The sequence below is a fragment of the Polyangium sorediatum genome (assembly GCF_029946465.1).
Classification (GTDB): Bacteria; Myxococcota_A; Polyangia; order Polyangiales; family Polyangiaceae; genus Polyangium; species Polyangium fumosum.
This window is the reverse complement of the sequence record NZ_JARZHI010000007.1, coordinates 332280-342915: the sequence shown is the minus strand read 5'-3', so window position 1 is coordinate 342915 and position 10636 is coordinate 332280. Positions and strand designations below refer to the sequence as shown.

At 65.1% G+C, this 10636-nt stretch carries 8 protein-coding genes; 6 read left to right on the top strand and 2 right to left on the bottom strand.

What is annotated here, in order from left to right:
- Positions 1–253: 253 nt before the first annotated feature.
- Both QHF89_RS12105 and QHF89_RS12100 read right to left on the bottom strand, forming a co-directional pair.
- Positions 254–1402: a DUF4236 domain-containing protein gene (locus QHF89_RS12105; protein WP_136969487.1), complete on the bottom strand. Its 1149-nt coding sequence runs from the start codon at positions 1400–1402 to the stop codon at positions 254–256.
- Between the two features lie 76 nt (positions 1403–1478).
- Positions 1479–3251 carry a GmrSD restriction endonuclease domain-containing protein gene (locus QHF89_RS12100; protein WP_284720394.1) on the bottom strand — a complete coding sequence of 591 codons (1773 nt, stop codon included), beginning with the start codon at positions 3249–3251 and terminating at the stop codon, positions 1479–1481.
- Positions 3252–4312: 1061 nt separating this feature from the next.
- On the opposite strand from QHF89_RS12100, the gene QHF89_RS50160 reads away from it, so the two are divergent.
- The 6 genes from QHF89_RS50160 to QHF89_RS12075 all read left to right on the top strand — a co-directional run bounded on the left by QHF89_RS50160 (position 4313) and on the right by QHF89_RS12075 (position 10629).
- Positions 4313–4879 carry an HNH endonuclease gene (locus QHF89_RS50160; protein ID WP_425440840.1) on the top strand — a complete coding sequence of 189 codons (567 nt, stop codon included), beginning with the start codon at positions 4313–4315 and terminating at the stop codon, positions 4877–4879.
- Entirely contained in the window at positions 4834–5223 is a 390-nt protein-coding gene (locus QHF89_RS12095) for a hypothetical protein (protein ID WP_136969485.1), read from the top strand. The genes QHF89_RS50160 and QHF89_RS12095 overlap by 46 nt, the downstream gene beginning before the upstream one ends.
- 3 nt (positions 5224–5226) lie before the next feature.
- A complete protein-coding gene (locus QHF89_RS12090) occupies positions 5227–5754 on the top strand; it encodes a hypothetical protein (protein ID WP_136969484.1) in 528 nt (175 codons plus the stop codon).
- A 4-nt stretch (positions 5755–5758) separates the two neighbouring features.
- Positions 5759–7171 carry a terminase large subunit domain-containing protein gene (locus tag QHF89_RS12085; protein WP_136969483.1) on the top strand — a complete coding sequence of 471 codons (1413 nt, stop codon included), beginning with the start codon at positions 5759–5761 and terminating at the stop codon, positions 7169–7171.
- Positions 7168–9435 (top strand): phage portal protein family protein, encoded by a 2268-nt coding sequence (locus QHF89_RS12080; RefSeq protein WP_136969482.1) that lies wholly within the window; start codon positions 7168–7170, stop codon positions 9433–9435. The genes QHF89_RS12085 and QHF89_RS12080 overlap by 4 nt, the downstream gene beginning before the upstream one ends.
- A 138-nt stretch (positions 9436–9573) precedes the next feature.
- Positions 9574–10629, top strand: a complete 1056-nt coding sequence (locus QHF89_RS12075; protein ID WP_136969481.1) for a phage protease — start codon at positions 9574–9576, stop codon at positions 10627–10629.
- Positions 10630–10636: the final 7 nt, after the last annotated feature.

Here is a 10636-nt window from a genome sequence, read left to right as displayed (position 1 = left end):
CGCAGGCGTCTGCGCGGTGCTTGCTGTCGAAGCCCGTTGGCGCGCGGTGGCAGGCCCGGATGCGCGTGCTCGCGGCGCCTGCCACGGGGGCGGGGCGGCGTCCAGACGGGGGTGGGCGAGGTGTTACCGGCGATCCAGGACGCTCCGCTCGCTCCGCCGACCGCGGAAGAGCTCGCGTGGGTCGAGTACCAGGAGGAAACGGAGGCGGAGGGGCCCGCGACGTGGAAGCCGGGCCTCCCTTGATAGGCGAGGCTCACCCCTGGTTCTGCTCGATGTCGTCGGGGGTGAGGGGCTCGATCGGGTCGAGGCCCGAGTTCTTCTTGTGCTCCATGCGGTGCTCGAAATTGGCCATCGAATCGGAGGGGTCGATCGCTTCGAGCCTGAGCTGGAAGAAGGACTCGATGTCGAACGCTACGGAAAGAATGGGGTAGCGATCCGGGAGGCCCGTCCGGGTGTTCGTCCACGGGTAGGCGACGTGGACCAGCGTGACGGGGATCCGGAGGATCGCGAAGACCTCACGGGCGATGCGGAGGGCGGCGCTGCACACATGGTCCTGGTAGATCGACCAATACCGCTGGGTCGGCATCGTTTTCCGGGAGATCCTACCCGTCGACGTGTAGGAGACCGCCTCGGCAGGCAGGACGCTTTGATCGTTCGCGGTGAGCCACGCCTCCACGCACCACGGGCGGGTGATGCACACGTTCAGCGAGGATCCGAGCTGCTGGAAGGCTTGGAAGGGGCCGAGGTGGTCGAGGACCGCCTGGCAGGCTTCCGGATCGCCGGAAAGGACGCCTTGCGCGGCGCGCTGAAACCATTTCCAGCGCTCGACCTCGTTCATGTATGCGGCGTAATGGGCGCCGTACTCCTGCTCATCCTGGGCGCGGGCGACGTGGACGGCTTGCTGGAGTTCTTCGAGGCGGCGATCGGCTCCGGTGAGCTTCCCGAGGACGCCGGGGCGGTGCGCCTGGAGGGCCTGGAGGGCGGCGGCTTCGCGGTGGTTCTGCCGGTACGGCTGCGGGGGCGGGGGCGATGCGGCGATCCGGTGCCAGTCCCAGGGGGACCACCCCTCGTGGTGAAGCGTGGTCAGGGCGCGGATGTGCTGCTCGTGGAGTTCGACCTCGTGGCGGTTCGGGTCGAAGTAGGGTGCGCGGCTCGGGTCGTGCTGGACCGCGAGCATCTGGTGGCACTGCGCGCCGGCCGAGGAGCCGACGCGCTGGCCGGCGCCGAGGTTCTGGCTCCAGTGGAGGCCGGTGCCGGGGACGCCGAAGTGGGCGCGGGAGCCGGCGGGGCCGGTGCTGACGCGGAAGCCGGGGACGCCCCAGGATGCGCCGATGCCGCGGGAGCTCAGGTTGACGCGGAAGCCTCCGGATATTTTGATGTTCTTGTGGAAGCGGAGGGCCATGGCGGGGCGTGGGGGGTTGGGCGGGGCGGACGCTATTTTCGATATCGCAATGCGTACGATGATGCCGCGCCATTGCTCAGCGGAAGAGTGACATTACTGCCTGTGTCTGAGTAAGTCCCTCGACCTTTTTGTTATTTGAATCCTCACGTACGTACACGACGTCGTCCACGGCGGAGACCGCTCGTTGGGTCGGGATCCAAATACATATTACCGAAAGCCCCTTGTACGTTATACAGTCTACGTTACTAAGGACAGCAGTCTTCAGGGGCTGGCTGAGATTGGATGACGAGATATGGCTAACGATTCGTCGCTTGTATGCCTCCATGTCGATCCCTAGGTGAACCAACTCCCGATCAACACCGACACAGTAGCGGCTCCCCACGCGATGAGCCTGCACCCCATCGAGGTTCTCAATCCGCCTCACGTCAGCATCCTTGTCAGCAACGCCAACAAATAATGCACCAGTGAACCCATCGGGACCAATGACAGCCGTATTGGCAATTGCACAAACAGTCTCTACGATCTTTTCCAGCAACCCCGGGGCAGGCTTCCTCTTGTCGTCGAGAGCGAGTAAGCCCTGCTTGCACTCAAATGTGGACGTTTCCACCTTCGAGCGCCGGATCGCATTCTCGAACCGTATTATAGTGCCTGCGCCGCGAGAGATTATTGGAGGCTGCGCTGGCTCAAAATGTTTTTGAATGAGACCTCGGGTGAGGTCGACATTCTGCTGCCTAGGCTCAGAGCGGACGGCTCCGGCGCTAACATGCAACTTGGATTGAAGATCGTGCAGCGATCTCAGAATCGCCTTCGAGTTAGCAGGCGCCTTTTTTCGCCTCACACACAGGTCGAAGAAAGCCATGAACACCGCGTAGAACGCAGTCTTGATGGGGTTAGTGTTGCTAGTGGGATGAACAACACGCCGTAGCGCATTGGGTTCAGGATCTATACTCTCAATGCAGGACTTGATGATTGATATGGTAGCCGCCACTTCACTCTTGACGCGCTCTGTACCGTAAGACGCCAAGAGGTCGTTGAGCCGCTTCGACTCGGAGCTTTCTGGATCATAGATTATATCCAGGTTCTTGCCGCTGAATGCAAACGCCTGTTCGTCGAGAATCGACACCAGGAGATCCGCGATCAGCTGCTCATCCTCGCTTTCCCGCAGCTGACTTTTCCTAAGAATACCCTGCTTGCACCAGAAGGTGTCATTCGCGGCGATACCGTAGCTCTCGTGATCACCATCGACGTCGATACTAATCTTAGGCATGGAGGCCAAGTCAAGGACCTCCATGGATTCATCGCCCCTCAACTGGGCGGCCAATTCTCGAACCGTGGTGGCAAACATTGTCCCCACCCCAGCCTGTCGACGTTCCTGATCACTAAGATGACGCCCGAACGCATTGATGCGCCCAAAGATGTCATTTACCGACTCCTCGTTCGCGCCGGGGAACTCGGTAACCGCAAGCTGATAGTCAAGCAGATCGGCACATTCTTTCGCATGTAGGATGTTGCCAGCAGTTGCCTTTACGTCGAACACGTTCTGAGCCGCCAACTGCTTTGCCCGGGACAGCTGATCCACGTCAAAGTATCGCCCGTTGAGGTCGTACGAATTTTCGATGAAGTCAAATATGGCGTTGAGGCGCTGCATGCCGTCAACGATTTCGTATGCCCGTTTCCCATTTGGTCGCCCCGATACTGCGAACAGAAAAAGAGGAATTGGGTATCCATGAAGAAGACTGTCGATGAGTTTACGCTTTTCGTTGAGAGTCCAGACGAGCTTGCGCTGGTATCGTCGATTGACACGAAAGTTTCCGTCTCGGTATTCGCGATATGCTTCCTGAACGCTCATACCACGGGGAGTAACACTCATCGCAGCTTCTCTCTACCTTGAATAATGGCTCACTGGAGTCGACCGTTAACCAGCGAGATCTTTGTCACCGATGTCGGAACTGAATGTGGGGTGGAACGGGGGGGACGATCTCACCTTTGCCACACTGTTGCAAGAGTCTTGTACTATACGTGTCGCAGACCACATCGTCTCGATGTCGCAGTTCCGCCACCCCCGCATCCGGGGGGCCGAGTGGCGGAAATGAAGGCGGCGGAATCGACGCGCGGCGAGTTCCTCGGCGAGGGGCGCGAGGCTCGACGCGAGGGCCTCGCCGAGGGGGTCGGCCGAGCCGCACGTTGCCGCGGGGGGCGAGGTCGAGACGGGCGATCCTGTTGAGGTCGAGGGCGACGGGAGGCCGGGGTCGCGTCGAGGGCGTCGAGGGCGTCGAGCACGGCGCGCGTAAGGGGTCGAGGGCCCCTCGCCGGGCCGGCCGGGCCTCGGCGAAAATCTTCCCCGAGGTCGAGGCACCCCGACCGCGCTCGACGTCGTATTTCCGCCACCCCCGCATCCGGGGGGGTCAGAGTGGCGGAAACCAAGGCGGCGGAAACCCTCTGCGTCGAGCTCGTCGGCGAGCGTCGCGGGGCTCGACGTCGAGGGCTCGATCGTCGGTTCGTCGGAGCCGCACGATGCCGCGGGGGCCGGCGTCGAGGCAGGTGATCGCGGCGTGGTCGAGGGCGACGGCGAGGCCGGGCGGCGTCGAGGGCGTCGAGCACGGCGCGCGTAAGGGGTCGAGGGCCCCTCGGCGAGTCGGCCGGCCCTCGGCGAAAATCTTCCCCGGGGTCGAGGCGCCCTGACCGCGCTCGACATTTTATTTTTACCCTTTCCCATCGGCCCGAACGGAGCGACATCTCGCAAAGGAGGTAACTTATGGGGCTTGGGTCGAATTGGGAGGCGGTGGTCAATGTAGGCGTGACGCATACCCGCGACGCCTCGCTCGGCAAAGCACTCCAATCACACGCGCTTGGCTGCGTCGGGCTGGCGGAAGCTGCTGCGATGATCGGAGAATCTGTCACGCGTCCGGGATGGCGGCGAAGGGTCCAACGGCGGTTCCGGTCCCTCGAGCGGTTGCACCAGGTCGAGATCCTCGTTCCGCAACGCGGGCGCCGGGGGACGATCGTCCGGCTCGAAGGCCTGCGCGAAGCTTGCCCGATTCCCGTCGCCACGACGCTGGCAATACAGGACCTCCGCGAACGGTGCGTCGCCTTGGAGCAGCGGCTCGCGGCGGTCGAACGCGAGAACGGCGGCCCAGCGTCGACAATGCGACCGAAAACGAGCCGAAAATGACCCGGTCCCGACGTAAGGGTGAGATGGCACAGCCCAGCGCCGCGACCCCTCAAAGCCGTTACCGACGTGTCGTCCGCGAAGTCCTCGACGCTCGCGGCCGCTTCTGCGAGTGCTGCGGCATTCCCGCGCGGCACGTTCACCACATCATCCCCTGCTCCATCTCGGGGATCGCCTCGGAGCTCATCTTCGATCCCGCGAATCTGATCGTGATCTGCAACGATTGTCACATGCTCATGCACCCCCTAATCCGGAGGCCGTCATGGACCAAAGCAGCGAAAGGTCGCGGGATCGCGCTCAATCGTTGACGCCCGAGGCAGCCGAGCGCGCTTCCGCCGAAGGGCGGCCCGCACCGAACCCGGACGCGCCGAAGATGGACGCGGACGTCAAGACCCTCCGCTGGCTCCTCCGCGTCGAGAAACGCCGCCTCAAGGAAGCTGTGCGCATCGAGCGGGAGCGGCGGATCGTCTTCCCCGAAACGAGCGTGATCCTGCGCGATGTGCATCGGCTCCTCGACGCGATTGCCATCCGCGAAGGGCGCCTCTCCTCGCGCACGGCAACGGCTCCCGAGCCAGGGCGCTTCGAGGGGAGCGCGAACGGAGGGGCCAAGCCTCGGGACGAATTCGACGATTTCCGGAACCTGCTGGAGTAGACCATGAACGGCGGCCGCCCGACCCTCCGAACCCCCGAGGTCGAAAAGCAGATCCTCGACGCGCTCCGGCTCGGTCAACTTCACCGGCCGACGGTGTGCGCGCTCGTCGGGATCAAACCGCGCACGCTGCGAGATTGGCGAAAGCAGGATCCGGCGTTCGATGCGGCGATCCGGGCCGCGGAGGCGAAGGGCGAAGCGCGGCTCGCCTCGATCGCGACGCAAGGGGCCGCGGACGATCCACGCCTCGCGCTCGATATCCTGCGCGCGCGGTATCCCGAGAAGTGGAACCGCAGGCATACGCGGGTCGATGGCAACGTGCATGTTGACGTCGCTCGCCCCCCAACGCTCCCCAAGGAGCTCCGCGCCGCGTGGGATGCGGGCGCGAAGAGCGGTTGGAAGGATCGGAAGGCTTGTCGGGAGCTCGAAATCTACTGGGCGACGGGCGAGATCGGGAGGCCTGAGCAGATAGCGGCGCTCGAAAAACTCTTGGCCGAGCTCAGGGCAAACCCCGAGCCGTACCTCGGGGAATAGCTCGATGGCGAGGGCTTTCGGCTATCGGGTGGGCGATTTCTCGTTCAAGGAGCACGGTCGGATAGCTGCGGCCCCCTCCGAGGGCCTCGCGGCGTTCATCCCGGCCGTTACGCCGGGGTATGCGCGGCCGGATCATCTTGGTCCGCTGATCGAGCTCCTCGAGCGCGCGCGGCGCGAGCCTGTCCGCGCGGTGATCCACGCTCCGCCGCGCCACGGGAAGACGGACACGATCCTCCATGCGATCGCGTGGTACTTGCGAAAGGATCCGACCCTCCCGATCGCGTATGCGACATACGGGATCGAGCTGGCCAACAGCAAGAGCCGCGACGCGCGGGCGATGGCGCGCTCGGCCGGCGTCGAACTCGATGCCGGGGCGAAGGGCGTCGGCGAGTGGCGCACACGCGAGGGCGGGCGCGCCGTATTCACGGCGCTAAATGGCTCGCTGACGGGCAAGGGGTTCCGCGTCCTCTTCGTGGACGACCCTTTCAAGAACCGAATCCAGGCCGAAAGCCCCACGTACCGTTCGCGGATATGGGACCTCTGGCAGGGCTCGACGATCAACCGCGTCGAGCCAGGCGGGAGCGCGATTGTCCTTGCCACGCGGTGGCATCCCGAGGACCTCTCCGGGCGGCTGATCTCCCAGGGCTGGCAATACCTCCGCCTCCCAGCGCTGTCCGACGACGGGCGCGCGCTGTGGCCCGAACGCTGGCCCGCCGAGGAGCTGCAACAACGGCGGCGCGAGGTCGGGGAATACACGTGGGCCTCGCTTTACCAGGGTGTCCCGAGGCCACGGGGCGGGGCCGTTTTCAACGCGGAGCCGGCTCTCTACACGCCCGAGGCCGCCCTCGGCGAGGTGCGGGAGTACCGCGATGGGATCGGCGTGGATTTCGCGTATACCGCACGGAAGCATGCGGATTACTCGTCCGCGGTCGTCATGCGCTCGCACGAACCGGAGCGCGGGCGGCGCGTGTATTACGTGCTCGAATGCCTGCGAAAGCAGGTCCTCGCGCCCGAGTTCGCGGCGGACGGGGCGCGGCTGCAACGGGCGCACGGGGGATGCAAAGCCATGGGCTACGTCACGGTGTTTGAAAAGATGATCGTGCCCTTCATGTCCGATCGGGGCTTCACGGTCGAGGCGCGCCGCGTGAAGGCGGACAAGTTCACGCGCGCGCAGCCGTACGCGGCATCCTGGAATGACGGCCGCGTGCTTCTCCCTCAAGACGTCGGCCCGGATTCGTGGGTCAACGTCTTCCTCGCGGAGCATCTTCGATTCACAGGGCAGGACGACGACGAGGACGACCAGGTCGACGCCGGCGCCGCCGCGCATGACCTGCTCTCCTCGCCTGCGGGGCGGATCGCGGGGTCGTTCTCCGCGGCGAACAAGCGACCGGTGAAGCTGACGAGGTACACCCGATGAATCGCGCTCCTCGCGTTCGGTACGCGCAACACGTGTTCGCGCCGCTCATGGGCTGGGATAACGACCGCGTGCGGCAAGCGCTCGAACGGCATGAAGCCGGGGATTTCCGCGAGTCAGCGGACCTCGCGGAAGCGCTCTTGACGGACGAGCGACTCGATGGCGCTCTCCAGCAACGGATCGACGGGCTGCTCGCGTTGCCGCTCTCCTTCGAGGTGTCCACCGAGACGGGCGACACAGACGCGGCGGAACTCGCGCAACGGGAGGCCGCGGAGGTGTGGTGGCGCTTCTGCCCCGAGCCCGTGCTGCGGGACGTGCTCAAGTGGTTGATCATGCTCGGCGTCGCGGTCGTGCAACTGAATTGGACCGAGGAGCGCGAGCAATGGCTGCCGCTGCTCGAAGTCTGGCATCCGCGGGATCTGTGGTTCGATGGGCACGAGGTCACATACAAGGTCGGCACTCCGACCACGCAGATCGCGCTTGGCGCGGATCCGCACAAGTGGGCGATTTTCGCGTCGGGGAGCCAGACCCCTTGGATGAATGGCGCGGTCCGGCGGGTCGCCATGTACTACCTCGCGAAACAACAGATGTTCACGGATTGGGCCCATTACTCCGAGGTCTACGGCCATCCCACGCGCGTCGGTCGGTATCCCGCGGCCCTCGATGAAGCCGACGAGACGGCGCGGGAGCGAGACGCGTACCAGGACGCGCTCGTCAACGCGGGCAAATCACCGGTGATCATGCTCCCGGTGGACATCGATAGCGAGGGGAAGGCGGCTGCGGGTTGGGGGTACGAGCTTGTCCAGGCGGACGGCGCGAGCGCGGTCGAAGTGTTCGAGCGCGGGATCCGATACTGCGACAGCGCGGCGGCGATGGCGATCCTCCGGCAGACGCTCACCATGGAACCTGCGCCGATAGGCTCGCATGCGCTCGGAAAGGTCCACAACGCGGTCCGGCATGAGGGGAAGCGGGCGGATACCGAAGGGCTCGCGACGACGGGGCATTTCCAGGTGCTCCGGCCGTGGGCGCTGTTCAATTACGGGGACGAACGCCTCGCGCCGTGGCCGAAGTGGGACACGAGGACGCCGGAGGAACGTGAGGCGCAGGCGGAGGCCGAGGTGCTCGAAGCTCGGCGGCGCGCGGACGTGGCGAAAGCAGAGGCGGAGGCACGGCGGGCAGTCGCTGAGGCGAAGCGGGCGGAAGCCATCGCGGAGGCCGAGGCTACAAAGCTCCGTGCTGAGACACTCGAACGAATCGCGGGCGCGGTCGCTGCGCTTGGCGCGAGCTCGCTCGCGAGCCGCGTGGATTGGGACGCGCTGGCGAAGGACGAGGGGCTCCCCCTGGCTCCGGCGGGCAAGTCGAAGCCGCGGGAGCTCGGGCGCCGCGCGTTGTCGGGCGGCGGGAAAACACTCTACGTCGTGGATGGCACGTACGAGCTCTTTCGAGCCCACTTTTCGAGGGGCCGGCGGCGCGTGGTCGATGGGAAGGATGTCAAGGCGACAGTCGGCATGGTGGCATCCCTCATGACCCTGCTCGAAGCTGGCGAGGTTACGCATCTTGCGGTCGCCTTCGACAACCCGATCACGAGCTTCCGAAACAAGCTGTTCGAGGGATACAAGGACGATTCCGTCGTCCCGGCGGCCCTGCGCGCGCAGTTCGAGGACGCGGAAACGGCGGTACGCGCGCTCGGGGCCGTGGTCTGGTCCATGGGCGAGTTCGAGGCGGACGACGCGCTGGCCACGGCGTGCCAGAAGTACGCGCATGACTTCGCGTCGATCCGCGTGCTCTCGCCGGACAAGGATCTAGCGCAATGCCTGACGCGTTCGGGTATCGTGCTCGTGGATCGCGCTCGCGCGCGGGAGCTCGCGGCGGATGGCGTGCGGGATCGCTTCGGCGTGGACCCCGAAAGCATCCCCGATCTGCTGGGACTCGTGGGCGATACAGCCGACCAGATCCCGGGGCTCGATGGCGTGGGCATCGAGGCGGCGACCGCGCTTTTGTCGCGATACGGTCACATCGAAGATATCCCGGAAGATGCAACGGATTGGGACGTCGAGGTGTGGGGGGCGGAGCGTGTCGCGGCGGCGCTGAAGTCCCGTCGGGAGGACGCGCTCCTTTACCGCGAGCTCGCCACGCTCGTTCGGAATGTCCCCCTCGAAGAGACAGCCGAGGAGCTCGCATGGGGTGGGGAAAGCGAGGACTTCGGTACATGGTGTGAGGCCATGAATGCGGAGCATTTGAAGGAACGCTTGCCTGCCGCAGAGTGAAATGCGTGGCACCGGACACGATTCGGCGTCGATTTCGTGCTTGTTCTCGGTCGCTTCGCTAAATAAGCCAGAATGAGCCATCCCTGGCTGATGAAATTCCAAGGGTAGAGGCGCTCCATTCTGTGGAGCCGTCGACCCATGGGACGCAAGGCTCGCGCCACGCTTGGACTCGTTGACCTCTCGGGGGATCCTCCGGGCGAGGTGCTGCTCTTCCGCGCGGGCGTGAACAAGTCGTACAAAGGCCTCCTCCTCTTCGATGAGGAAGCCGCGCGCCGCGTCCTCGCTGACTTCGAGGCGCACGGCGCGGAGCTCTTCTTCGACTACGATCACGCCTCCCTTTTCGGCTTCTCGAAGGGCGCGGGCGAGGCGGCCGCGTGGTTCCGGCCCGAGGTCCGCGAGGGCGCGCTATGGGCCGTCGAGGTCCGGTGGACCGAGGAGGCCGCGGAGAAGGTTCGGGCGCGGAAGTATCGCTACATTTCGCCCGCGGTCGATTACGAGCTCGATAGCAACCGGATCACACGGCTGATCAACGTCGCGCTGACGAATCTGCCCGCTTCACACGGGTTACCGCCGCTCATGGCGGCTTCGCAGGGAGCAAACGGCATGCTGGAAGGCGCGCTCGCGCATATCGCCTCGGGACTCGGGCTTGATCCCGACGAGGCGACCGAGGACGACGTGATCAAGGCGTTTGACGATCACATGGCCGAGGAAGGCGGCGATGAGGGGGACGACGCGTTGAAAGATAGCGACGCGGCGGAGGCCCTCGCGCAGATCCGCATGCTGACCGGGAAGGCGACGACGCGCGAGGCGCTCGCGACCGCGGCCGAGGAGCTGCAAGCGGCGCGCGCGTCGGCCATCGAGGACGAGATCGGCGCGCTCGTGGACCGTGGCATCGCGGCGAAGCTCATCCCCGAGGCGGGCCGCGAGGCGTTCGTCAAGCTCGGTCGAAAGGACCTCGACGCGCTGCGGGAGCTCGTGGGGAGCGCGGGCGAGGATCCCGAGCGGGAGAAACCGAAAAAGGATCCGCCGAAGGCTGAGCCACCGAAGAAACCGGCGGCGAAGCCCTCGCCTCCGGCAAACCGCTACCAGCAAGCAAGCCTCGCGGCGCGCACGCGGCGGAATGGCGAATTTGATCTCCAGGTGGCGAAAACGCTGCGGCTCGATCCCGCCGCGATGGACGACGGCGACGATTGAAGGAGCT

Excerpts from the sequence above, each read along its gene's own strand:
- QHF89_RS12105 (WP_136969487.1), bottom strand. The coding sequence starts at position 1,402 with ATGGCCCTCCGCTTCCACAAGAACATCAAAATATCCGGAGGCTTCCGC.
- QHF89_RS12100 (WP_284720394.1), bottom strand. The coding sequence starts at position 3,251 with ATGAGCGTTCAGGAAGCATATCGCGAATACCGAGACGGAAACTTTCGT.
- QHF89_RS50160 (WP_425440840.1), top strand. The coding sequence starts at position 4,313 with ATGGCGGCGAAGGGTCCAACGGCGGTTCCGGTCCCTCGAGCGGTTGCA.
- QHF89_RS12095 (WP_136969485.1), top strand. The coding sequence starts at position 4,834 with ATGGACCAAAGCAGCGAAAGGTCGCGGGATCGCGCTCAATCGTTGACG.
- QHF89_RS12090 (WP_136969484.1), top strand. The coding sequence starts at position 5,227 with ATGAACGGCGGCCGCCCGACCCTCCGAACCCCCGAGGTCGAAAAGCAG.
- QHF89_RS12085 (WP_136969483.1), top strand. The coding sequence starts at position 5,759 with ATGGCGAGGGCTTTCGGCTATCGGGTGGGCGATTTCTCGTTCAAGGAG.
- QHF89_RS12080 (WP_136969482.1), top strand. The coding sequence starts at position 7,168 with ATGAATCGCGCTCCTCGCGTTCGGTACGCGCAACACGTGTTCGCGCCG.
- QHF89_RS12075 (WP_136969481.1), top strand. The coding sequence starts at position 9,574 with ATGGGACGCAAGGCTCGCGCCACGCTTGGACTCGTTGACCTCTCGGGG.